Here is a 22,910-nt window from a genome sequence, read left to right as displayed (position 1 = left end):
GGCCCGCCTGATGGGTGCCTACATCCTGCGCCGCCTGCTTTTGATGATCCCGACGATCTTCGGGATCATGGCGATCTCCTTCATCGTGGTGCAATTCGCGCCCGGCGGCCCGGTCGAGCAGGTGATCTCGGACCTGACCAATGCCGGCGGCTCCGATCGCCTGTCGGGCAGCAGCGGCGACCTGATGCAGGCCGGCGGCGACGAAGGCGGGCGCTATCGCGGCGCTCAAGGGCTCGACCCGGAGTTCATCGCCAAGCTCGAAAAGCAATTCGGCTTCGACAAGCCACCGCTCGAACGCTTCGCTACCATGATGTGGAACTATCTCCGCTTCGATTTCGGCGAGAGCTTCTTCCGCAACACCTCGGTGATCGATCTGATCAAGGAGAAGATGCCGGTCTCGATCTCGCTCGGGCTGTGGATCCTTCTATTCTCCTACGCGATCTCCATCCCGCTCGGCATCAAGAAGGCCGTATCCGACGGTTCTGCCTTCGACGTCTGGACCTCGGGCATCATCGTCATCGGCTACGCCGTGCCGAGCTTCCTCTTCGGCATCCTGCTGATCGTCGTCTTTGCCGGCGGCTCGTTCTTCGACTGGTTCCCGCTGCGTGGCATCGTCTCCGACAATTTCTGGGATTTGCCCTGGTGGCAGAAGATCCTCGACTACATCTGGCACATGACGCTGCCGCTGATCACGCTGCTGCTCTCGGCCTTTGCGACGACGACGCTGCTCACCAAGAATTCCTTCATCGACGAAATCAAGAAGCAGTATGTAACGACGGCACGGGCCAAGGGCCTGACCGACGGCCAGGTGCTCTATGGCCACGTCTTCCGCAACGCCATGCTGATCATCATCGCCGGCTTCCCCGGCGCCTTCATCTCGGCCTTCTTCACCGGCTCGCTTTTGATCGAATACATCTTCTCGCTCGATGGCCTCGGCCGGCTCGGCTATGATTCGGTCGTCAAGCGCGACTATCCGATCGTCTTTGCCACGCTCTTCATCTTCTCGCTGATGGGCCTGCTCGTCAGCCTGCTGTCGGACCTCATCTACACCTGGGTCGATCCGCGCATCGATTTCGAGCGGAGGGACGTCTGATGGCAAGCCTCGCAACGTCCCCGACCGCTGTGGCGCCGCGTGGCTGGTTGTCACCGGTCAACCAGCGCCGCTGGCAGAATTTCAAGGCGAACCGACGGGGCTACTGGTCGCTTTGGCTGTTCCTGGCGCTGTTCGGGCTCAGCCTGGTCGGTGAACTGATCGCCAACGACAAGCCGATCATCGCCTCCTACAAGGGCGAGCTTTTGTTCCCTGTCGTCATCGACTATCCGGAGGAAAAGTTCGGCGGCTTCCTGGCCGAGACCGACTATCGCTCCGACTTCATCCGCGACGAGATCGAGGCCAATGGCTGGATGATCTGGCCGCCGGTGCGCTATTCCTACCAGACGGTCAATTCCAACATCCCGCATTCGGCGCCGACCAAGCCGTTCTGGCTGATGGACAAGGAAGAGCGCTGCTCCGCCTACCCTGACAAGACCAACGACCGGAACTGCATCGTCGGAAACCTCAATTGGCTCGGCACCGATGACCAGGCCCGCGACGTCTTTGCGCGCATGATCTATGGCTTCCGCATCTCGGTGCTCTTCGGCCTGACGCTCACCATCGCCTCGGCGGTGATCGGTGTCACCGCCGGCGCCATCCAGGGTTATTTCGGCGGCTGGACCGACCTCCTGATGCAGCGTTTCATCGAGATCTGGTCGTCGATGCCGGTGCTCTACATTCTCCTGATCATCGCCGCGATCCTGCCGCCAGGCTTCTTCATCCTGCTTGGTATCATGCTCTTGTTCTCCTGGGTCGGTTTCGTCGGTGTCGTGCGCGCCGAGTTCCTGCGGGCTCGCAATTTCGAATACGTCAACGCGGCACGCGCGCTCGGCGTCGGCAATGGCACGATCATGTATCGCCACCTCCTGCCGAACGCGATGGTGGCGACGCTGACCTTCCTGCCCTTCATCCTCTCTGGCTCGATCACGACGCTGACTTCGCTCGACTTCCTCGGCTTCGGCATGCCGCCGGGATCGCCCTCGCTCGGCGAGATGATCGCCCAGGGCAAGTCCAACCTGCAGGCGCCCTGGCTGGGGCTGACGGCCTTCTGCGTCATGTCGCTGATGCTGTCGCTGCTGATCTTCGTGGGCGAAGCGACGCGCGATGCCTTCGATCCGAGAAAGACGTTCCGGTGAGCGCGACGATGACAGATCCAATCCTCTCCGTCCGTGACCTTTCCGTCGCCTTTCACCAGGGCGGCAACACCTCCGTTGCCGTCGACCATATCTCCTTCGACATCAGGCGCGGCGAGACCGTGGCGCTTGTCGGCGAATCCGGTTCGGGCAAATCGGTCTCGGCCAACTCGATCCTGAAGCTCTTGCCCTACCCGTCCGCCAGCCACCCGAGCGGCGAAATCGTCTTCAACGGCAAGGACCTGCTGAAAGCCAGCGATGCGGAGCTGCGCCACGCCCGCGGCAACGACATCACCATGATCTTCCAGGAGCCGATGACCTCGCTCAACCCGCTGCATTCGATCGAGCGGCAGATCGGCGAGATCCTCGAACTGCACCAGGGGCTGGAGGGTGCAGCGCGGCGCACGCGCATTCTCGAGCTGCTCAACCAGGTCGGCATCCGCGAGCCGGAGAAGCGGCTGAGCGCCTATCCGCACGAGCTCTCGGGTGGCCAGCGCCAGCGTGTGATGATCGCGATGGCGCTCGCCAACCGACCGGAACTCTTGATCGCCGACGAGCCGACGACCGCACTCGACGTCACCGTGCAGGCACAGATCCTCGAGCTGTTGAAGACGCTCAAGGATGAGCACGGCATGTCGATGCTGTTCATCACCCATGACCTCGGCATCGTGCGCAAGATCGCCGATCGGGTCTGCGTCATGACCAAGGGCAAGATCGTTGAAACGGGACCGACCGCCGAGATCTTTGCCAATCCGCAGCATGCCTACACCCGCCATCTGCTCGCCTCCGAGCCGAAGGGCAATCCGCCGCCGTCTGACGCGTCGAAGCCGATCGTGATGGAAGCCTCTGAGATGAAGGTGTGGTTCCCAATCAAGGCGGGATTCCTGCGCAAGGTGGTCGATCATGTGAAGGCCGTCGACGGCATCGATCTGAAGCTGCGTGCAGGCCAGACACTCGGCGTCGTCGGCGAATCCGGCTCCGGCAAGACGACGCTCGGGCTTGCGTTGACGCGGCTGATCTCGTCGAAGGGTCGCATCGCCTTCATCGGCAAGGACATCGACCGCTACAGCTTCAACGAGATGCGGCCGCTTCGAAACCGGATGCAGATCGTCTTCCAGGATCCCTACGGCTCACTCAGCCCGCGCATGTCGGTGGCCGATATCATCGCCGAGGGCCTGAAAATCCACGAGCGCTCCCTATCCGACAACGAGCGCGACGCCCGCGTCGCGGCGGCGCTCGAAGAAGTGGGCCTCGATCCCGCGACCCGCTGGCGCTATCCGCACGAGTTCTCCGGTGGCCAGCGGCAGCGCATCGCCATTGCCCGCGCCATGGTGCTTAAGCCGCAATTCGTGATGCTCGACGAGCCGACCTCGGCGCTCGACATGAGCGTGCAGGCGCAGGTGGTCGACCTCCTGCGGGACCTGCAGAGCAAACACGACCTCGCCTATCTGTTCATCAGCCACGACCTCAAGGTCGTGCGCGCCCTTGCCAACGAGATGATCGTGATGCGCATGGGCAAGGTGGTTGAGCAGGGCCCGGCCGAACGCATCTTCAATGCCCCGAGCCAGGACTACACGAAGGCGCTGATGGCTGCCGCCTTCAACCTCGAAGCCGTCAACTTGACCGCGATCCGTCAATAGGTGCCCGAATGTCCGCAAAAAGCCCCGTCATCGTCGATCTGAAGTTCATTCCGGAGGAGGTCGAGGCGGCGCTTCGCGGGGCCTTCCCGGATCGCGAGGTGATCAACCGCGCCGATGCCGTGCACCACAACCGCGACCTCTCCGGCATCGACTATGCAGTCGTCTGGAAATCGGCACCGGACCTGTTCGACCGGGCGCCGGATCTCAAGGTGGTGTTCTCCGGCGGCGCCGGCGTCGACCACGTCCTGACCTTGCCGGGCCTTCCCGAAGTGCCGCTCGTGCGCTTCGTCGACCAGACGCTGACGACGCGCATGAGCGAATGGGTGGTCATGCAGTGCCTCATGCACCTGCGCCAGCACCGCACCTACGAGGCGCAGGCGGCGAAACGCGAATGGCGCGACCTGACCCAGCCGGAAGCCGCCGACATCACCGTCGGCATCATGGGCATGGGCGTGCTTGGCCAGGACGCCGCCCGCAAGCTCTCGGCCATGGGCTTCAAGGTCATCGGCTGGTCGCGCAGCAAGCGCGACGTCGCCGGCATCGAGACCTTTGGCGGCAACGAACTCGACAGCTTCCTGGCACGCAGCGACTTCCTTGTCGGCCTGCTGCCGCTGACGCCGGACACCCGCGGCATTTTCAACCTGCGCCTGTTTGCAAGGCTCAGCCGTAACGGCCCGTTCGGCGCGCCTGTCTTCATCAATGCCGGCCGCGGCGGTAGCCAGGTCGAAGCGGACATCCTGAAGGCGCTCGACAGCGGCGTGCTCGCTGGTGCCTCGCTCGACGTTTTCGAGCAGGAGCCGCTTGCCCAGGACAGCCGCTTCTGGACCCTGCCCAACGTCTACGTCACACCGCACGTGGCGGCATCCTCCGACGTCAAGGCCCTCTTCCGCCATGTGGAGCAGCAGATCGCCCGCTTCGAAGGCGGACAGGCGCTCGAACACGTCGTCGACAAAGTAGCCGGCTACTGATCCAGCGAAAGCGAGGTGCGACGCTTGCCACGCCGAGCCTCCTGGCAGAGACGCAGCGTCGCATTCTGCGACGTGAACGGGTGTTTTGCCTTCATCGGCTACGATTGCGGAGGCTCGCGCCCCCCTACGCTCCGTTTGCGGGCGCTCAGGGACGGCGGTAGCCCGTCGGCTGCTCATAGAGCCAGCCAATCCGCTCGATCGAGGCCTCCAAGCCCTCTCGCGCAACCGTCATCGTGTGACCGTTGGCGTGGATCAGGGTTTCGTCGTCCTCCATCAGCGCGACGTGCCCTTTCCAGAAGACGAGGTCGCCGCGTGTGAGCTCTTCGCGCCCAATCGGCGTTCCCAACCCCGTCGCCTGCATGTCGGAATCGCGCGGCGCCTGCCTGCCGACCATCATCATCGACAATTGCACAAGGCCGGAGCAATCGATGCCGAAGCCGGAACGCCCGCCCCAGAGATAGGGTGTTTCGACGAAGCGGGCAGCGACCGAGACATAGTCTCCCGGCACGACACTGCCGACCTCGATGCAGTGATTGGCGATGACCGCCTGGCCGCCGTCGAGCAGAAAGTAGCGCGTGCCCCTCGTTTCGCGTTCATCGACAACCGTCAACCGGCTGCCCATCGACAGCGGATAGACCGTCGGGAAACGCAGATCATGGCCGGTATAGACGAAGGTGCGCGGCGCCGTCACGATATGGGTCGGGCTCTTGACCACCGGCGCAAGGCAATACTCCGGAAGATAGCCGACATAGCCGTCGAGATCGGCCTTCACCCAACACCAGCTTTCGTTGGTGTCGAGTACCCGAACGGATTCGCCGAGCAGCAGCTCGGTGTCGGTGCCGCAGGCGAGATCGGGCTTGGCCCGCAGGGGCGCAACCGGAACAGAGATGCGCGCAACGCTTCCCTCGACGTAGCGTTCGGCTTGCACGACACCGCGTAGCCGGCTCTCTGCGAGGTCGGGGCGATAGGCGTTCAGGCGGCGATCGGGCGGTGTCGACATGTCTACTCACTTCAGCTGCTTGCGGCCCTGATCAATGATCAGGTCACCGAATTTTTCAAGATAGAGAGCACCCTCGACTGTCCTTTTGATGACGACGTTGCGGCGATCACGCTCGTCGCGGGTGCGATCGACAAGTCCAAGCGCTCCCATGGTGTCGAGCGCGCGGGTGATGACCGGCTTGGTGACCCCAAGCGTCGCCGCCAATCCACGCACGGTGTGCGGCGGCGGCACGAGGTAGATGTGCAGCAGGATCGCCAGCTGCCGCAAGGTCAGGTCGCGGCTGTCGACGCGAACCTGGGCGAGCGACACCGAATGCCAAAGCCCGAGGGCCTGGGAGGGCGTTAGCTCGATCGGCAATGGCGGCTCCTACGCGTGATACTGATCCGCCACGATAGCGGCGGATCGTTACGCAAGCGTTTCTTTGCCGGTTACGCCTGGTTGCGGTTACCTCGTCATCTTCTGGACGTGCTGGTAAAGCGCACGGATTGCCTGCGCCTCCCCGCCAACCGTCGAATGCGGGCGCTCGGACGGAGCCCAGCCGAAGATATCGAAATGGACCCAGCTCTTGGCGTTGGTGACGAAGCGCCGGAGGAAGAGTGCCGCAGTGATCGATCCGGCCATGCCGCCCGCAGGCGCGTTGGTGAGGTCGGCGATGCGGGCCGAGACATCCTTGTCATACCCGTTATAGAGCGGCATGCGCCACATCGGATCGTCGACCTCGAGGCTTGCTTCCGTCAGATCGTGGGCCAGATCGGCATCGTCGGTGAAGAAAGGCGGCAGATCCGGGCCGAGCGCGACGCGCGCGGCACCGGTCAGCGTCGCCATGTCGACGAGCAGATCCGTCTTCTCTTCGTCAGCATAGGCGAGCGCGTCGGCAAGGATCAGCCGGCCTTCGGCATCGGTATTGTCGATCTGCACGGTCAGGCCCTTGCGGCTGCGATAGATGTCGCCCGGCCGGAAGGCATTGGCGGAAATAGAGTTTTCGACCACCGGCACGATGACGCGCAGATCCACCTTGAGCTTGGCGTCCATGATCATTAGCGCCAGGCCAAGGACGTTGGCGGCACCGCCCATGTCCTTCTTCATCAGCAGCATGGAGGCCGACGGCTTGATGTCGAGACCGCCCGTATCGAAGCACACGCCCTTGCCGACGAGCGTTACCTTCTTGTGGCCCTTCTTGCCCCAGCGCAGCTCCAGCAGGCGCGGAGCCTCGGCGCTGGCGCGGCCGACGGTGTGAACCAGCGGGAAGTTCTGCGTCAGCAGCGCTTCGCCGGTTATGACCGAAACATCGGCCTTGTAGTGGGCGGCAAGCGCGCGGAACGCGCCTTCGAGCGCTTCCGGTCCCATGTCGTTGGTCGGCGTGTTGATGAGGTCACGGGCGAGGAACACGCCAGCGAGCTGGCGCTTGATGTCGGTCGCGTCCGCATCGGCGGGGATGAGCAGCGTCGGCGGTTCGCCCTTGGCGGACTTGTAGCGCTCGAAGCGATAGGAGCCGAGGCCGTAGCCGAGCGCCAGCCGGTTGGCCGTCAGCGGTGCCGTTTCGATATGCCATTTGCCGGCCGGCAGCGCCCGCGCCAGCTTGCCTGCGAGGAACGGCGCTTCCGACGGGTTGCTGCCGAGGCCGAAGAGCGCGCCGCCAAGATGGCCGTCGGCGGACGGGATCAACAACACCGCGCCGGACTCGGCCGTAAAGCATGCCTTGCGCGCCCAGTCCAAAGCGATCGGGTCGATCGTCCCCGTCTCGATATGCGCCGGCGTGACGGCGAAGATCGGCAGGGTCTTGCCGGCGCTGGTGTTGAACGGCGACGGCCGCTCGATGAACTGATAGGGAGCCATGAAAGTCCTCGGCTGACAGAGATGGAATCGCGCCATTAACGCTCTGTTAGGGTTAACAGATTATTGCTGGAGTGAAAGTTGCGCCGGTGTTGTCTGAAGTTCAGGTGCGCGAATGCATGCTGGGGACACACATGGCCAAATATACGACCTCATCCTCGAAACGCGCCCGTTTCTTGCAGGGCGCGGCGATCGCGCTGGTGGCGCTTTCGCTTGCCGGCTGCGCCAACCAGCCGAAGAAGGAACTGACGACAGGGTCGATCTCCAGAACGTCAAAACCGGTGCAGTCGATGACCGCGCCTGAGCTTTCGGCCGCTGCCGAAAGCATCGGCCAGGCGTATGAAAAGAACCCCAAGGATCGCGAAGCGGGCCTCAACTATGCCAATCTCCTGCGCATGACTGGCCGCAATGAGCAGGCGCTTGCGGTGATGCAGCAGGTCGCGATCAACCATCCGTCGGACCGCGAAGTGCTCGGCGCCTACGGCAAGGCACAGGCCGCCGCCGGTCAGCTCGAGCAGGCGCTTGCGACAATCGGCCGAGCGCAGACACCCGACCGTCCAGACTGGAAGCTGAAATCGGCCGAGGGCGCAATCCTCGACCAGCTGGGCCGCGCCCAGGAGGCGCGACTGCGCTACCGCGAGGCTCTCGACCTCAAGCCGAACGAGCCGTCAGTACTCTCGAATCTCGGCATGTCCTATCTTTTGACCAAGGACCTTCGCACCGCCGAAACCTATCTCAAGTTGGCGGCAAGCCAGCCCGGCGCCGACAGCAGCGTGCGCCAGAACCTCGCGCTCGCCGTCGGCCTTCAGGGCCGCTTCCAGGAAGCCGAGACGATCGCCCGCCAGGAGCTTTCCAGCGAGCAGGCGGAAGCGAACGTCGCCTATCTGCGCTCAATGCTTTCGCAGCAGGGCGCATGGAAAGAGCTCGCCAAGGCCGACGACAAGAAGGTCGCCAACTAAAGGCGCGCCGCGTTCTTCAGAGACGCTCCTGGCGCCTCTAGCGCTTCCCATCTACCGCCCATGATTGTAGAGCGCCGACAGCGGCGCCGCTGCCTAGAATTTGTCGGCGACCTGGATGCCCGCGGGTCCAAGGATGACGGCGACCAGCACCGGCAGGAAGAACAGGATCATCGGTACAGTCAGCTTCGGCGGCAGTGCAGCCGCCTTCTTCTCGGCTGCCGTCATGCGCTGGTCGCGACTTTCCTGCGCTAGCACACGCAGGGCCTGAGCGATCGGCGTACCGTAGCGGTCCGCCTGGATCAGTGCCTGGACCACGGATTTCACCTCGTCGAGGCCGGTGCGCTGTCCGAGATTTTCAAGTGCAACCCGGCGCTCGGGCAGAAACGACAGTTCCGCCGTCGTCAGCACCAGCTCTTCCGCCAGTTGCTGCGATTGCGATGCCACCTCGTCGGCGACGCGACGCATGCCGAGCTCCATCGACACGCCCGATTCGACGCAGATCAGCAGGAGATCCAGCGCATCCGGCCAGGCCCGGCGTATCGACGCCTGGCGCTTGGTGATGGCGTTGGCCACGACGATGTTCGGCGCATAAAAGCCAAGATAGGCAAAGCCGATCGCAAAGAAGAGCCGCACCATCAGCGGCTTGTCGGCAAAATTGCCGAGTACGAAGATATAGACGAGCGCGACGAGCAGAAACAGGAAGGGCAGGCAGAAGCGCGCGAACAGGAAGGTGTTGAGCGCGTTCTGCGAACGGAAGCCGGCCATTTTCAACCGGTTGACGGTATTATCGTCGACGAGCGCCGAGCGCAGGTTGAGCCGTTCGACGACCTGGCGGATGGAGGCGTTGTTCTGCCCGCGCAGGCTTGCCCGGCCGTTTTGAACCTCGGCGGCAAGCCGCGCGCGTTCGCGCGCCCGGATCTGCTCGCGCTCGGTCGCAACGGACTTCATCCGCTTGCCGAGATCGCCGCGATCGAACAGCGGCACGATCAGCGAATAGAAGGTTGCGAGCACGGCGAGCGAAACCAGAATGGCGACGACGACGTTGGGATCGGTCAGGGTCTTGATCAGGTCAGTGCTCATCGACGCCCCTCAGATGTCGAAGTTGATCATGTTGCGCATCACCCAAATGCCAATGCTCATCCAGAACAGGCCGGCACCGATGATCAGATGACCGCGGGGGTCGGTGAAAAGCACCATCATGTAGGCGGGCGATGTCAGGTAGACCAAAAGCGCGACGATGAACGGCAGGGCGCCGATGATGCAGGCCGAGGCCTTGGCTTCCATCGACATGGCACTGACCTTCGCTCTCATCTTCCTGCGCTCGCGCAGGACCTTCGACAGGTTGCCTAGGGCTTCCGAGAGATTGCCGCCCGCCTGCGCCTGGATGGCGATCACGATGGCGAAGAAATTCACCTCCGGCAGGGGAATGCTGTTGACCATACGGGCGCAGGCTTCGGTCACGCTCAGGCCCACCTGCTGGGATTCCACCACGCGGCGAAACTCGGTCTTGACCGGCTCCTGGCCGTCGGCGGCGATGAGACGTAGCGCGTCGTTCAAGGGAAGGCCCGACTTGATCGAGCGGACCATGACCTCAAGCGCGTTCGGGAATTCCTCGAGGAACTTCTTGCAGCGCCGCTTGACCAGGTAGCCGATGAACCAGCGCGGCAGGCCGAGCCCGGCGACCAGGCCGAAGCCGACGGCAATGGGGAGCCCGGCGCCCAGTATCAGCACGACCAGAAAGGCGAAAAAGCCGAAGAGCGCGCTGAACAGATAAAAGCGCCCGATGGAGATCGACAGGTCCGCCTGGGTGAGACGCACCTTCATCGAGGGCGCTGTCTTTGCCGAGCGTTCCTGCTGCTTCTTTTCCAATTCTTTCAGCGAATCCTGGACGGATTTTCGCCGTTTCGACAGTTCGCTCACGCGGTCGCGCGCGGCCTTCATCTTGGCGCGGTCGGTTTCCGCCGCGCTGATCTTGCGCACGCGGCCTTCCGCCTTCTTTTCGCTTTCGATGCGCGAGAACAGCAGGCCGTAGGCAAGCGCCGCCGCCGATATGGCGACGAGGGCCGCTAGCGCCATAACGGTGATGTCTATCCCGAACATCGCAGCTCCTAGCCCTTGTCCATCGCGTCGAGGGTCGCGGCCAGTCGCTTGTCCTCGTTGAAGTAGCGCGCGCGATCCCAGAAGTGCGGCCGGCCGATGCCGGTCGACATGTGGCGGCCGATGATCCGCCCGCCGGCGTCTTCGCCATCGATCTCGTAGCGCATCAGGTCCTGGGTGATGATCACGTCGCCTTCCATGCCCACCACCTCGGTGATGTGGGTGATGCGGCGGGAACCATCGCGAAGGCGGGACGCCTGGATGATCACGTCCACCGATCCGGCGATGATCTCGCGCACGGTCTTTGCCGGCAGCGTATAACCGCCAAGCGCGATCATAGATTCCATGCGGCTCAGGCATTCGCGCGGCGTGTTGGCGTGGATGGTTCCCATCGAGCCGTCATGGCCGGTGTTCATCGCCTGCAACAGGTCGAAGACTTCCGGGCCGCGCACTTCGCCGACGATGATGCGTTCGGGGCGCATGCGCAGGCAGTTCTTGATGAGATCGCGCATGGTGATCTCGCCTTCGCCTTCGATGTTCGGTGGGCGGGTTTCGAGGCGCACGACATGCGGCTGCTGCAATTGGAGTTCGGCCGTGTCTTCGCAGGTGATCACGCGCTCATCCGTGTCGATATAGCGTGTCAGGCAATTGAGAAGCGTCGTCTTGCCCGAGCCCGTGCCGCCCGAAATGACGATGTTGCAGCGGACGCGACCGATAATCTGCAGGAGAACGGCGCCCTCTGGCGTTATCGAGCCGAAGCGGACCAGCTGCTCGAGCGTCAGCTTGTCTTTCTTGAACTTGCGGATGGTAAGCGCCGTGCCGTCGATGGCGAGCGGTGGGGCAATGACGTTGACGCGGGACCCGTCCGGCAGGCGGGCGTCGCAGATCGGGCTCGATTCGTCGACGCGGCGACCGACCTGGCCGACGATGCGCTGGCAGATCGAAAGAAGCTGCGCGTTGTCGCGGAAGCGGATTTCCGATTCCTGCACTTTACCGGCGACTTCGATGAAGGTCTGGCCTGCACCGTTGACCATGATGTCGGCGATGTCGTCGCGGGCAAGCAGCGGTTCGAGCGGACCGTACCCCAGAACGTCGTTGCAGATATCGTCGAGCAATTCCTCCTGCTCGGAGATCGACATCGCGAAGTTCTTGATCGTGATGATGTCGTTGACGATATCGCGGATTTCCTCGCGCGCGCTCTCCGTATCGAGCTTGGCGAGCTGCGACAGATCGATCGTGTCGATCAGCGCGGAGAAGACCTGCGATTTCGTGTCGTAGTAGTCTTCCGTCCGCGCCTGCCGCCGTCTTGCCGGCGGAGCGGGCGTCGGCGGCCTGGCACCAGCGGAGGGCGTTTCGGCAAGAACCGGAACGGCGCGCTCGACCACCGGCGCTTGCACCGCAGCCACGATCGGCGGAGGGGCGGAAACCGGGGTGCCGCCGCCTTTGCCGAAGCCTTCGTTTCCGCGCTTGCCAAACATCTGCGTAATCCTACGTCCTATTTCCTGCCGAGCGCTGCAAGCATCTTGCCGAGGCCGCCGCGCCGGGCCTTCTTCATCGTCACGCGGCCGGTCAGAAGATGTGCGAGCTGCGAGAAGGTTTCAGCAGCCGGCGCTTTCTTGTCGATTTCGGCGATCATCCGCCCGCTGTTCGAAGCGTTACCGAACAGGGCAGCATCGAAGGGAATGATGGCCGCGGCTTCGATTTCCAGCGAATCACAGAACTCGTTGGCGGCGATCTCCGGCCGTTTCGGCATGCCGACCTGGTTCAGCACCAGGTGGGGCGGCTTGTCGTTGGGGCGCAGCCTCTTCAGGGCGTCGAGCAGGTTCTTGGTGTTGCGCAGGCTCGCAAGGTCCGGGATCGCCGTGATCACCACCTCGTCGGCTTCGCCGAGCACGGACCGTGTCCAGTCCGTCCACAGATGCGGAATGTCGAGAACGGAGACGGGGGCGCTGCGCTGCAGGATCTCGAGGATGGGGTGGAAAGCCCCGGTCTCGAAATCATAGGCGCGGTCGAGCATCGAAGGTGCCGCAAGCAGCGACAGGTGCTCGGAGCACTTGGTCAGCAGGCGATCGAGAAATACCTCGTCCAGGCGCTCCGGCGCAAAGACCGCCTCGGCGATGCCCTGCGGCGGATCCTGGTCGAAATCGATGTTGGCGGTGCCATAGGGCAAGTCGAGATCAGCGAGAATCGTTTCGGTCGAGAATAGGCTGGAGATGCCCCAGGCGCAATTGTGCGCGATCACGGACGATCCACAACCGCCCTTCGCACCGATGAAGGCGATGCTTCGCCCCAAGGGCTCGGCATCCGGGTCGACGAAGATCGCCGAAACGGCAGTGAGAATGTCCGGCATCGAGACCGGCGCGACCATGTATTCGGAAATGCCGTTGCGGATGAGTTCGCGGTAGAGCCCGATATCGTTGTGCTTGCCGACGAGGATCACCTTGGTGCTGGGGTCACAGACTTCCGCCAGCGGCGCCAGTTCGGTCAGCAGCGACCGAGGTTCCGTCGCCGTCTCGAGAATGATCAGGTTGGGCGTCGATACGGTCGCGAACATGTTGGCGGCGGCATCGATGCTGCCGCTGTTGATGCGCAGGCTAACTTTCGCCATGCGCCGATCCTGGCCGCACCGCTCCATCAGCTGCAACATCGCGTTGCTTTCGCAAAACGCGTGGATCGAAATCCGCGGCAACGGACGAACCTGCTCCAGATCGCTCATACGCGCATCGAAGGACGGGTCGTCCCCCTCGGTGCCAGTCTCGATCCTGTAATCGATGGTACTCATCTTTTCATCCAGCCGATATCAGTTGAAGGTGATGACCGTGCCGTCCTTCTTCTCGGTTCCACGCCAATCCGTGATCACCTGGCCGCGTTGCTCGGCGTCGATCGGCGACATCTGACGCGGACCGAGGAGGTCCGTCGGGTTGGCAAGCTGGGCCGCCAGGTTCGATTGCGAGGCGCAACCGAAGTTGTAATAGTTCTTGTTTTCCAAGGTGTTGAGGTTCAGGTCTTCCGGCCAGGTGCCGCAAGGTCCCGTCTGTGCCGTGATCGCCACATAGCTCAGACGGATAGGGGCCGCGTCGCCATAGGGTCCGGCGTCGTAGCTCGTCTCCAGCAACCTCTTGGCCGGTACGCCTGCATTCACCAGCACGCCGCGGATTTCCCGGCGCATCGCCTGGGCGGCGTGGCTGTTGGCAGCGCCCCGCGGCATCATGATCTGCACGACGCCGCTTGCCGAGTTGCGATAGTCGGCCGCAAAACCGGCGACGACATCGCGCGTACCCTGAGTAAGACGGCGATCGCCCGAGGCGATCGGGATGTCGATGACGCGTTCCCCCTCGGCGAGCACAATCGGATGCCGGGTGCGGTAGTCATCGGGGATGGAGCCAGTCGCGAGATTGTCCCTCGTGCCGCAACCGGCAAGCAGGGCACCGGCCAGCACCAGGACGGCTGCCCGGCTCATGCGACGGATGAATGTTCCGGACGGACCTGAGGACATGGCGTTCGGCCTTTCGGAATTCACGTGGAAATCGGTTCGAAGCGTCATGACCCAGCCTATTTGTAGATGAAGCCAACGTTGCCGTGGTAACGGCCTGCCGGAGCGGCCGCTTCCGGCCGGCCGTAAATGCGGTTCACGCGGCCGAGGAAGTAGCTGTCGAGATCGTTGGCCGGATTGAAGTTGTCGTCGGGTCGGGAGATCGCACTTCTGGCGACCGGACGGACCAGATAAGGCGTGGCGATGATGACCAGTTCGGTCTCGTTGCGCACGAAGTCCTTGCTGCGGAACAGCGTGCCCAGCACCGGGATCTTCGAAGCGCCCGGCAGGCCGGACATCGCCTGGCGAATGTTGTCCTGAACCAGGCCGGCGATCACGATTGAACCACCGGACGGCAGTTCGACGCTGGTCGATGCCTCGCGCTTGCGGATGCCGAGGAAGGTGTTGCCAGGGATCGCGTTCCTGCCGTTGCCGGTGACGACGGATCCCTCGTAGGTAGGCTCGGAGACGTTCGTCTCGATCTTCAGGCTGATGCGCCCTGGGCCGAGGACGACCGGCTTGAAGTTCAGGCGGATACCGTATTCGACATCGTTGACTTCGCGTGTAACCTTTTCCTCGCCGGTCTTGTCATCAATCGTGACTTCCTGGGTTCCGGGCAGGCGAAACTCGCCGCCGACGTAGAACTTGGCTTCTTGGCCCGAAATCGCCGTCAGGCTTGGCTCAGCCAGCGTCCGCATGACGCCAGCCTGCTCCATCGCGTTAATGTAGCTGGAAATCACTGTGCCGCCGACCGTCTTGTTGATGATCGCGTTCACGCCGACGCCGACCGCATCGCCGAGGTTGGCCGGATTTCGGAAAGCAATCCCGCTTTCGCCGTCGCCAACACGGCCGTTGAAGCCGAGCTGTTTCAGCACCTGGCGGCTGACCTCGGCCACGGTGACCTTGAGATTGACCTGGTCGTCGCCATCGATAGTCAGGAGATTGACGATCTGCGACACCTGGCGGTCTTCGGCGAAAATATCGGCGTCACCATTGTTGCCCTGGGCCGTGATGTTGCGCGTGGTCGCCTCACCGCCCTGAAGAAAGGCCTTGGCAAGGTCGACGGCACGGGTGGAATCGAGCGGTGTGCGCACGGTGCCGGTCAGCACGATGTTGTCCGAGACGATCTCGACATTGATATCGGCGTCCGGAATGAAGCGGCGCAGGTTGGACTGAAGGCTGGAGACGTCGCGCTCGACCTCGATGTCGAGGGAGACGATCTCCTCGCCATTGGGACCGAAGACGAAGATGTTGGTCTGGCCGACGGACTTGCCGAAGAGGTAGATGCGCCGCGACGTACGGGTCACGGCGTCGGCGAGAGACGGGTCGGCAACGAGGATATCATGCGCGTCTGCAGGCAAATCGACGACTACGGCCTTGTTCAAACCGAGGCTGACCTTCTTCTTCACGCCGGGGCCGCTTTCGACGATGCGGACGACCGAGGACGCGCCGGCAAACGCTTCCGTCGGCGCCGGCAGATACATGCCGGTAACCGCCAGGCAGAATGATAGGCCGGCTGCGACAGACGCCCGAAATTTGTTTCCGCTCCGTTTCACCTTATGCCCCGTTCTCACCTGGTTCCTGCTCGTGTCTGTCATTGCTGCGTCTGGCCGACCGTTCCATCGCCCTTGACGATGGAGCCGGACTTGATGACCTGAATGTTCGGTTGGCCGTCGCCGCTCAGCAGATAGTCCGCGGCGTCCGTGTCAGACTCCTGCGCGTCGGCGACGCTTCGGAGCGCCAGCGAAATACGTTCCGCCATCTGCTGCGCGACCGTCATCACTTTCGACTGGTCGGGCGTAAGTTCCAGCGTGGCCGTGGTTCCAACCACCGCCTTGGTGCCGTCATCCTTTTCCTCGACCTGTTGGTCGATCGCGAGCACACGCACATTGCTGAGCACGGTTTCGGTCAGGTAGAGTTCGCCATCACCCTTGCGCACCATGATCACGTCGACGCGGTCGTTCGGCAGGATGAAGCCACCGGCACCGGTTGCGACCGTGATTTCGGTCGCAACGGCGCGCTTGCCGGCCGGCAGCAGCGACGACATGATGCGGCTGGACGAATCTGCCACCTTTTCGTGGCGCACGGGTTCGCCGTTGAAGATCGGCAGACGCACGACGGCACCGCTCAGATCATCGATCGCGGTCGGCTGATTTTCTTCGGTAATGATGCCATCGACCACGCCGTCCTTCGGCCAGGCCATCCATTGGATGCTGTCGCCGCCCAGTCGCGATCCGACGGGCAGGCTCTTGCTGGCGACAAGCACATTGACGGTGGGGGCACGCTCGACGACCGGTTCAGCCATCTGTGGCGCAGGCGCGCCCGTCAGCCTCATCGCCAAAAGACCGGCCATCGCAGCCGAGAGAACGGCCACTGCCAGTATGATGATGCGAACCGGTTTCATGATTGTTTCCGAGCCCCGAAAAAATGCCAGGCTCAGATTGATCAGGAATTGGTGTAATTATGGTTAACGGATTACTTATGAGCGCAGTTAACAAAAGCTGACCAGTCAGCTCAAATGCCTCTCAAGTGAGCCGCGCGAAGGCCGCCTCCATAAGCGGCGACGAGGGATAGGCGGCAAAGCCCCCAAGCGCGATCGCGATCCCGTAAGGAATTTTCTTGGCCGTGAGCAAAAGCTGCGGGAAAGGAATGCCGCTCGCAAGGATCGTATCCTCCTGCTGGCGCAACAAAAGCACCGCGAGCGTCAGCACGCCGCCGAAGATCGAGACATAAAGCAGGAAGGCCGTCAACGACGACGTCAGGCCGAACCAGATGGCGCAGGCCGTCAGGAGCTTCGCGTCCCCGCCGCCCATCACGTTCGTCGCAAACAGGGCAAAACATGCGGCAAAGACTGCGGCGGCCGCGAGCAGATGCAGGCCGATCTCGGCGAACCCCAAGCCGGACATTGGCGCCACCAGGAAAAAGGCACCAAGCAGGATCACCGAAACACGGTTCGGGATCGTCATCGTCAGCAGGTCGGAAAACGCCGCAAATCCCAGGCAAAAAGGGAAGACCACGAATATGGCAGCTTCAATCATGCTTCCTGCCTCCGAAGTGAGAGCAAACAATCTGCGATGCCTGCTGGCTTCCAGATAACAATAGAGCCGCCTTTTGGGGGCGGCTCCATTACAGGTTCTTGCGAAACCTGTTCGTCAGAGCTTGCCGGACGTGCTCGTCGTGATCTTGCCACCGATCCCGTTGAACGTGGAATCTAGCGAGTTCCCGAGCGTGCTTGCACCAGCAATCAGGGCGACGGAAATGAGAGCCGCGATCAGGCCATATTCAATGGCAGTCGCGCCGGTTTCATCCCGAAGCAGGCGATGGAAAATCTTCGTCATGCGAATTTCTCCTCGCTTGCTTTCCCGATTAGAGCTTGCCAGCCGTGGTGCTGGTCAGCTTGCCGCCGAGGCCGTTGAACGTGCTGTTCAGCGAGTTGCCGAGGGTCGTTGCGCCTGCGATCAGGGCAACGGAGATGAGCGCGGCAATGAGGCCATACTCGATGGCGGTCGCGCCGGACTCGTCCTTCATCAGACGGGCAAAAATCTTCTTCATGATGATTCTCCTACTTCACGTTTGTTGTTCAGCACTTCCGCCAACTGTTGCCGTTGATCGGATGAACCCCAAACTAGTCCTGGCGCATTGCCATCGACTTAAAGAAGGCGGTTACCTGAAGGTTAACGAAGCATCCCTGATTTTTGGGTAAACGAACAGAAAACGGCGAAGCCTCTGCAAGGCCTCGATAGAATCGACTTAACGGTTCGTTCACCAAGAGCGGTGAATATGGCGTGAACACCACCTAGGGACCCGCCATGACCACGCCATTCGCGACCGGCCGAGCCGCCATATTCGCATTCGCGATCGCCGCCCTCGCCCCATCGGTTGCCGCCGCGGCCGAAAGCGACATGATGCGTGTGTATATGGATCATGCGCGCGTATTGAAGCTCGATCGCCCGGTCAGCAAGGTCATCATCGGCAATGCCGAGGTGGCGGACGCGACGGTTGCGGACGCCCGTACGATCGTCATTACCGGCCGCAACTTCGGAACCACCAACCTGGTCATCCTCGATCAGGACGGAAACGCCATCGTCGACGAGCGGATCCTGGTGTCGATCGACGAAGGTAACACCGTGCGCGTCTATAAACAAACGTCCCGCACCGTGCTCTCCTGCACGCCAAATTGTGAGCGTCACGCGGAACGCAAAACCACAGGTAGCACCAATTGATTTTTATGGGTTCGAAGCGCGTGGTTCGTTAAAATGCGCACCATCCCTGAGAACGAAATATCAATGGTTGCTCCATAATCTGCCGCCCGTCTGGCGTAACATGATGGGACGGCGCAATGAACATCGAGCAGGCAACATGGCGGCCGAGCGGGGCCGAAAAAAGGCGAAAAGGCATTTTCAGCCGCTTCCTTCGCGACCGCAAAGGCACGACGAGTATCGAGTTCGCCATTCTCGCGCTTCCCTTCTTCGTGGTGATCTTCGCCTCGCTCGAAACCTTCGCCGCCTTCTACGGCGACCAGCTCCTGGCGAATGCGACGGAGACGATGGCGCGCAAGGTCCGCACCGGTCAGATCACCTTCCAGCAGGGAAAACAGACCGACATGAGCGAGGCTCAGTTCCGCCAGGCGTTCTGCGACGAGATCTCGGTCCTGATGAAGTGCTCGGCCACTGAAGCCGGCCTACCCTCGCAATTCTATCTGGACGTCAGGGCGGTCAGTGATCTCAGCAAGTTTCCCGTGCTGATCCCGCGGAAGGCCGATTCCACCGACATCGACACGACCGGCTTCAAGTTTGCTCCTGGCGGCCCCGGCTCCTTCAACGTGGTTCGCGCCTATTATCGCTGGAGCGTCTTCACGGACCTCGTCAGGCCGTTCATCACCAACCTGCGGCCCGCCGGCTCAAGCATGCCGAAGGACTATCTCATGGTGGCGACCGCCACCTTCCGCAACGAGAGCGAGTGAGGCGCCCCCGATGCCGTATTCCGCGTTAGAAATCCTGCGCCTCAAGCCGATTACCAAGACACTTGGCGCGCTACGGCGCGACAGAAGCGGCGTCGGTGCGGTCGAATTCGCGATCGTCGCCCCGCTGCTGGTGATGGCCTATCTCGGCGCCTTCGAACTCTCGGTCGGTTTTACAGTTGCCGGCAAGACCGCGCGCGCCGCAAGCGCTACGGCCGACGTCGTCGCGCAGCAGACGGAGGTCAACAAGGCCTTCCTCGCCAACGTGCCGAACATCGCAAAGAGCATCCTGGCGCCCTACGGAAATGCCAACTACACGCTGAAGATCAGCGGCATCGCGGTCACGAACACCAATGAGGGCACGATCCTGTGGTCGCGCGATCAGGCAGGCGGCACGCCCTATGCCGTCAATACGAAGGTCTCCCTGCCCGCCCAGTTCACAGCGACCAACTCCTTCGTCATTCGCACGGAACTGACCGTACCGCACGAACTCCTGCTCTATGCGCCCAACCTTCAGGCGACGGCAAAGACCATCGATCTCTCCAAGACGGCCTACTTCCACGCACGCCTCTCCCAGCCGATAAAATGCTCGGATTGCTGATCAGACAGACATGCGGCGCAATTGCATTGAGCAACGAGCGGCGCTATCCCTTCGAGATTGCGCGGGTGCCCTAGCGGGCGTACCTGCGCTTTTCCGGAGGTCTCGGGCCGCGATCGCCGCGCGCCCGCTGTCAGGTGCATCATGGCGCGTGCCTTTCTATTCGTTCTCGATTCCTTTGGCATAGGCGGAGCGCCGGACGCCGAAGCCTTCGGCGATCTCGGTGCCAACACGCTTGGCCATATCGCCGAGTTCTGCGCTATCGGCGCTGCCGACCGGCCCGGATTGCGCGAGGGCCCGCTCAGCCTGCCGAACATGTCCGCGCTTGGCCTGATCCACGCGGCAAAGCTTGCGACCGGCACCATTCCCCAGGGCATGCCGGTGCCCAATCGCGTCTATGGCGCCTATGGTGCGGCGAGCGAAGTATCGCGCGGCAAGGACACGCCTTCCGGTCATTGGGAAATCGCCGGGACCCCCGTCATGTTCGACTGGGGCTACTTCTCCGCCGAAGGCGACGCCTTTCCGCCGGAGCTCGTCGAAGCGATCTGCCGCGAGGCCAACATTCCCGGCATTCTCGGCAACTGCCACGCCTCCGGCACCGATATCATCGTCCGCCACGGCGAGGAGCACATGCGCAGTGGCAAGCCGATCTGCTACACTTCGTCGGACTCGGTCTTCCAGATCGCAGCGCACGAGCAGAGTTTTGGCCTCGACCGCCTGCTCGAGCTTTGCCAGATCGTTCGCCGCCTGCTCGACCACTACAATATCGGCCGCGTCATCGCCCGCCCCTTCGTCGGCGCGAGCCCGCAGACTTTTGTGCGCACCGGCAACCGGCGCGACTTTTCGGTGTTGCCACCGGAGCCGACCATCCTCGACCGGCTGGTGGAGGCCGAGCGCTCGGTTCACGCTATCGGGAAGATCGGCGACATCTTCGCCCATCAGGGCGTGACCAAGCTGACCAAGGCCGATGGCAACATGGCGCTCTTCGATGCCAGCATTGCAGCCATCGACGAGGCCGAGGACGGAAGCCTGGTCTTCACCAACTTCGTCGATTTCGACATGCTCTACGGCCATCGTCGCGACGTTGCCGGCTATGCGGCTGCCCTCGAGGCCTTCGACGCGCGCCTGCCCGATCTCGACCGTCGCCTGCAGCCGGGCGACATCGTCATCCTGACGGCCGACCATGGCTGCGACCCGACCTGGCGCGGTACCGACCATACGCGCGAGCGCGTGCCGGTGCTGATGTTCGGGCCGTCCCTGCGCAGCCGCTCGCTTGGCATTGCCAATACCTTCACGCATATCGGCGAAACCGTCGCCAAGCATCTCGGCATCGCGCCGGGCCACCATGGGAGAAGCCTCATTTGACCGCACATCTGAAGAAGGCGGAACTGCATTGCCACATCGAGGGTGCGACGCCGCCCGAACTGGCTTTGGCCCAGGCCGAGAAATATGGCGTCGACACCAGCGCAATCATCCGCGACAAGGCCTATGTCTGGGAAGACTTCACCAGCTTCGTGAAATGCTACGACGCCATCGCCTCGCTGTTTAAGACCGAGGAAGACTACGCGCTGCTCGCGGAAGCCTATCTGACCGAACTTGCCGAAGCCGGAACGATCTACAGCGAAATCATCGTTTCGCCCGACCACGGCAACACGATCGGCCTGGGTGCCCACGCCTATCTCGAAGGTCTTGCCGCCGGAATGGAAGCCGCCCGGCAGAAGACCGGCATCGAATCGCGCATGCTGATCACGGGCATCCGCCATCTCGGCCCGGAATCGGTGATCAAGACGGCCGAATTCGCCGCCAGGCGCGAACACAAGTTCGTCACCGGCTTCAACCTTGCCGGCGAAGAGCGCATGCACAAGGTCGCCGACTTCGCGCGCGCCTTCGACATCGTGCGTGATGCCGGCCTCGGGCTGACGATCCATGCGGGCGAACTCTCGGGCGCCTTCAGCGTTCGCGACGCGCTCGACCACGTGCGCCCGTCGCGCATCAGCCACGGTGTGCGGGCGATCGAAGACGCGGATCTGGTGCGGCGCCTCGCCGATGAGGGTGTGGTGCTCGAGGTCTGCCCCGGTTCCAACATCTCGCTTCAGGTCTTCCCCGATTTCGCGTCGCATCCGCTGTGGGCCCTGCACGAGGCCGGCGTGCGCGTCACGCTCAATTCCGACGACCCACCGTTCTTCCACACTTCGCTCGCCCAGGAATACGACATCGCCTCCGCGGTGATGGGCTTCAGCGACGATGAGATCAACGGCATGACCAGGACCGCGATCGAAGCCGCCTTTGTCGACGAGGCGACGCGTCAGCGGTTGCTGACGCGGATCTAGGGGTACAGGTCGCGATTTGCCGGCTGGGGATGACGGTCTCCGGTCGGCCAATACCCTTGCGGCGACGGCGCATTCCATGGAAAAAGGACGGATACAAAAAATCCGGAAAGGTGAGCCATGAACGGCGTTACAGTGATCGATCATCCGCTTGTGCAGCACAAGCTGACCATCATGCGCAAGAAGGAGACCTCGACTGCGGGTTTCCGCCGGCTTCTCCGTGAGATCTCGACGCTGCTCTGCTACGAGGTGACGCGCGATCTAGAGCTGACGATGGAGCGCATCGAAACGCCGCTGCAGGAAATCGACTCGCCGGTCCTCGAAGGCAAGAAGCTTGTCTTCGCCTCGATCCTGCGCGCCGGCAACGGGCTGCTCGAAGGCATGCTCGAACTCGTGCCTTCGGCCCGCGTCTCCCATATCGGCGTCTATCGCGACCATGAGACGCTGGAGGCGGTGGAATACTACTTCAAGGCACCGGAGAGCCTGTCAGAGCGCCTGATCATCGTCGTCGATCCGATGCTTGCCACCGGCAATTCCTCGATCGCGGCGATCGACAAGCTGAAGGAGCGCGGCGCCAAGAACATGCGCTTCCTCTGCCTGCTCGCCGCTCCTGAAGGCATCCGCAATTTCCAGAGCGCGCACCCGGACGTGCCGATCTTCACCGCCTCGATCGACAGCCACCTGAACGAACTCGGCTACATCATGCCCGGTCTGGGTGACGCCGGCGACCGCATGTACGGCACCAAGTGATTTTCAGATCCTTAACCAGG

24 protein-coding genes are annotated in these 22,910 nt (G+C 62.6%); 11 read left to right on the top strand and 13 right to left on the bottom strand.

Features of this window, described 5'->3' with window-relative positions; all coding sequences use genetic code 11:
- Positions 1 to 10: 10 nt before the first annotated feature.
- The 4 genes from FA04_RS18305 to FA04_RS18290 are packed head-to-tail and all read left to right on the top strand — an operon-like array spanning position 11 to position 4,834.
- Positions 11 to 1,093 carry a microcin C ABC transporter permease YejB gene (locus FA04_RS18305; RefSeq protein ID WP_034805012.1) on the top strand — a complete coding sequence of 361 codons (1,083 nt, stop codon included), beginning with the start codon at positions 11 to 13 and terminating at the stop codon, positions 1,091 to 1,093.
- Positions 1,093 to 2,229, top strand: coding sequence for an ABC transporter permease (locus tag FA04_RS18300; RefSeq protein ID WP_034805015.1), 1,137 nt, complete (start codon positions 1,093 to 1,095; stop codon positions 2,227 to 2,229). The genes FA04_RS18305 and FA04_RS18300 overlap by 1 nt, the downstream gene beginning before the upstream one ends.
- Before the next feature lie 8 nt (positions 2,230 to 2,237).
- The gene (locus FA04_RS18295) at positions 2,238 to 3,866 is read left to right on the top strand and encodes an ABC transporter ATP-binding protein (protein ID WP_034805312.1); all 1,629 of its coding nucleotides are present in this window, start codon (positions 2,238 to 2,240) and stop codon (positions 3,864 to 3,866) included.
- A gap of 8 nt (positions 3,867 to 3,874) precedes the next feature.
- Positions 3,875 to 4,834: a 2-hydroxyacid dehydrogenase gene (locus FA04_RS18290; protein WP_034805033.1), complete on the top strand. Its 960-nt coding sequence runs from the start codon at positions 3,875 to 3,877 to the stop codon at positions 4,832 to 4,834.
- 145 nt (positions 4,835 to 4,979) lie between these two features.
- On the opposite strand, the gene FA04_RS18285 is transcribed toward FA04_RS18290, so the two are convergent.
- The 3 genes from FA04_RS18285 to FA04_RS18275 all read right to left on the bottom strand — a co-directional run bounded on the left by FA04_RS18285 (position 4,980) and on the right by FA04_RS18275 (position 7,670).
- Positions 4,980 to 5,834: a C40 family peptidase gene (locus FA04_RS18285; protein WP_034805036.1), complete on the bottom strand. Its 855-nt coding sequence runs from the start codon at positions 5,832 to 5,834 to the stop codon at positions 4,980 to 4,982.
- Positions 5,835 to 5,840: 6 nt separating this feature from the next.
- Positions 5,841 to 6,191: a MarR family transcriptional regulator gene (locus FA04_RS18280; RefSeq protein ID WP_034805040.1), complete on the bottom strand. Its 351-nt coding sequence runs from the start codon at positions 6,189 to 6,191 to the stop codon at positions 5,841 to 5,843.
- A gap of 87 nt (positions 6,192 to 6,278) precedes the next feature.
- Positions 6,279 to 7,670 (bottom strand): leucyl aminopeptidase family protein, encoded by a 1,392-nt coding sequence (locus FA04_RS18275; RefSeq protein ID WP_034805043.1) that lies wholly within the window; start codon positions 7,668 to 7,670, stop codon positions 6,279 to 6,281.
- Positions 7,671 to 7,801: 131 nt separating this feature from the next.
- On the opposite strand from FA04_RS18275, the gene FA04_RS18270 reads away from it, so the two are divergent.
- Positions 7,802 to 8,626 carry a tetratricopeptide repeat protein gene (locus tag FA04_RS18270; protein ID WP_034805046.1) on the top strand — a complete coding sequence of 275 codons (825 nt, stop codon included), beginning with the start codon at positions 7,802 to 7,804 and terminating at the stop codon, positions 8,624 to 8,626.
- A 93-nt stretch (positions 8,627 to 8,719) separates the two neighbouring features.
- On the opposite strand, the gene FA04_RS18265 is transcribed toward FA04_RS18270, so the two are convergent.
- The 10 genes from FA04_RS18265 to FA04_RS18220 all read right to left on the bottom strand — a co-directional run bounded on the left by FA04_RS18265 (position 8,720) and on the right by FA04_RS18220 (position 17,807).
- Complete coding sequence (locus tag FA04_RS18265) at positions 8,720 to 9,706, bottom strand: type II secretion system F family protein (RefSeq protein ID WP_034805049.1); 987 nt, start codon at positions 9,704 to 9,706, stop codon at positions 8,720 to 8,722.
- A 9-nt stretch (positions 9,707 to 9,715) separates the two neighbouring features.
- On the bottom strand, positions 9,716 to 10,726 hold the full coding sequence (locus FA04_RS18260; protein ID WP_034805052.1) for a type II secretion system F family protein: 1,011 nt from the start codon (positions 10,724 to 10,726) through the stop codon (positions 9,716 to 9,718).
- An 8-nt stretch (positions 10,727 to 10,734) separates the two neighbouring features.
- The gene (locus FA04_RS18255; protein ID WP_034805055.1) at positions 10,735 to 12,201 is read right to left on the bottom strand and encodes a CpaF family protein; all 1,467 of its coding nucleotides are present in this window, start codon (positions 12,199 to 12,201) and stop codon (positions 10,735 to 10,737) included.
- A gap of 17 nt (positions 12,202 to 12,218) precedes the next feature.
- Complete coding sequence (locus FA04_RS18250; RefSeq protein WP_034805058.1) at positions 12,219 to 13,505, bottom strand: CpaE/TadZ family protein; 1,287 nt, start codon at positions 13,503 to 13,505, stop codon at positions 12,219 to 12,221.
- A gap of 18 nt (positions 13,506 to 13,523) precedes the next feature.
- Positions 13,524 to 14,183 (bottom strand): CpaD family pilus assembly protein, encoded by a 660-nt coding sequence (locus FA04_RS18245; protein WP_034805061.1) that lies wholly within the window; start codon positions 14,181 to 14,183, stop codon positions 13,524 to 13,526.
- Positions 14,184 to 14,275: 92 nt separating this feature from the next.
- Entirely contained in the window at positions 14,276 to 15,853 is a 1,578-nt protein-coding gene (locus FA04_RS18240; RefSeq protein WP_051659690.1) for a type II and III secretion system protein family protein, read from the bottom strand.
- Positions 15,850 to 16,659 carry a Flp pilus assembly protein CpaB gene (cpaB, locus tag FA04_RS18235; RefSeq protein ID WP_034805067.1) on the bottom strand — a complete coding sequence of 270 codons (810 nt, stop codon included), beginning with the start codon at positions 16,657 to 16,659 and terminating at the stop codon, positions 15,850 to 15,852. Before cpaB ends, FA04_RS18240 begins: the two co-directional genes overlap by 4 nt.
- Before the next feature lie 121 nt (positions 16,660 to 16,780).
- On the bottom strand, positions 16,781 to 17,293 hold the full coding sequence (locus tag FA04_RS18230) for an A24 family peptidase (protein ID WP_034805070.1): 513 nt from the start codon (positions 17,291 to 17,293) through the stop codon (positions 16,781 to 16,783).
- A 114-nt stretch (positions 17,294 to 17,407) separates the two neighbouring features.
- Positions 17,408 to 17,593 (bottom strand): Flp family type IVb pilin, encoded by a 186-nt coding sequence (locus tag FA04_RS18225; RefSeq protein ID WP_034805073.1) that lies wholly within the window; start codon positions 17,591 to 17,593, stop codon positions 17,408 to 17,410.
- 28 nt (positions 17,594 to 17,621) lie between these two features.
- Positions 17,622 to 17,807 (bottom strand): Flp family type IVb pilin, encoded by a 186-nt coding sequence (locus FA04_RS18220; RefSeq protein WP_034805075.1) that lies wholly within the window; start codon positions 17,805 to 17,807, stop codon positions 17,622 to 17,624.
- Between the two features lie 257 nt (positions 17,808 to 18,064).
- Between FA04_RS18220 and FA04_RS18215 the strand changes: the two genes are divergently transcribed.
- The 6 genes from FA04_RS18215 (at position 18,065) to upp (ending at position 22,890) form a co-directional block, all read left to right on the top strand.
- Complete coding sequence (locus FA04_RS18215; protein ID WP_034805079.1) at positions 18,065 to 18,478, top strand: pilus assembly protein N-terminal domain-containing protein; 414 nt, start codon at positions 18,065 to 18,067, stop codon at positions 18,476 to 18,478.
- A 116-nt stretch (positions 18,479 to 18,594) separates the two neighbouring features.
- On the top strand, positions 18,595 to 19,218 hold the full coding sequence (locus FA04_RS18210; RefSeq protein ID WP_034805082.1) for a TadE/TadG family type IV pilus assembly protein: 624 nt from the start codon (positions 18,595 to 18,597) through the stop codon (positions 19,216 to 19,218).
- Between the two features lie 10 nt (positions 19,219 to 19,228).
- Positions 19,229 to 19,816, top strand: coding sequence for a TadE/TadG family type IV pilus assembly protein (locus FA04_RS18205; protein WP_051659691.1), 588 nt, complete (start codon positions 19,229 to 19,231; stop codon positions 19,814 to 19,816).
- A 141-nt stretch (positions 19,817 to 19,957) separates the two neighbouring features.
- A complete protein-coding gene (locus FA04_RS18200; RefSeq protein WP_034805099.1) occupies positions 19,958 to 21,178 on the top strand; it encodes a phosphopentomutase in 1,221 nt (406 codons plus the stop codon).
- Complete coding sequence (locus tag FA04_RS18195) at positions 21,175 to 22,143, top strand: adenosine deaminase (RefSeq protein WP_034805102.1); 969 nt, start codon at positions 21,175 to 21,177, stop codon at positions 22,141 to 22,143. The genes FA04_RS18200 and FA04_RS18195 overlap by 4 nt, the downstream gene beginning before the upstream one ends.
- Before the next feature lie 117 nt (positions 22,144 to 22,260).
- Positions 22,261 to 22,890, top strand: coding sequence for a uracil phosphoribosyltransferase (gene upp, locus FA04_RS18190; RefSeq protein WP_034805105.1), 630 nt, complete (start codon positions 22,261 to 22,263; stop codon positions 22,888 to 22,890).
- Positions 22,891 to 22,910: the final 20 nt, after the last annotated feature.

It is taken from the genome of Ensifer adhaerens, assembly GCF_000697965.2.
Lineage (GTDB): Bacteria > Pseudomonadota > Alphaproteobacteria > Rhizobiales > Rhizobiaceae > Ensifer > Ensifer adhaerens.
Note: the sequence above shows the minus strand (reverse complement) of the source record. Positions and strands in the feature narration are given on the sequence as shown.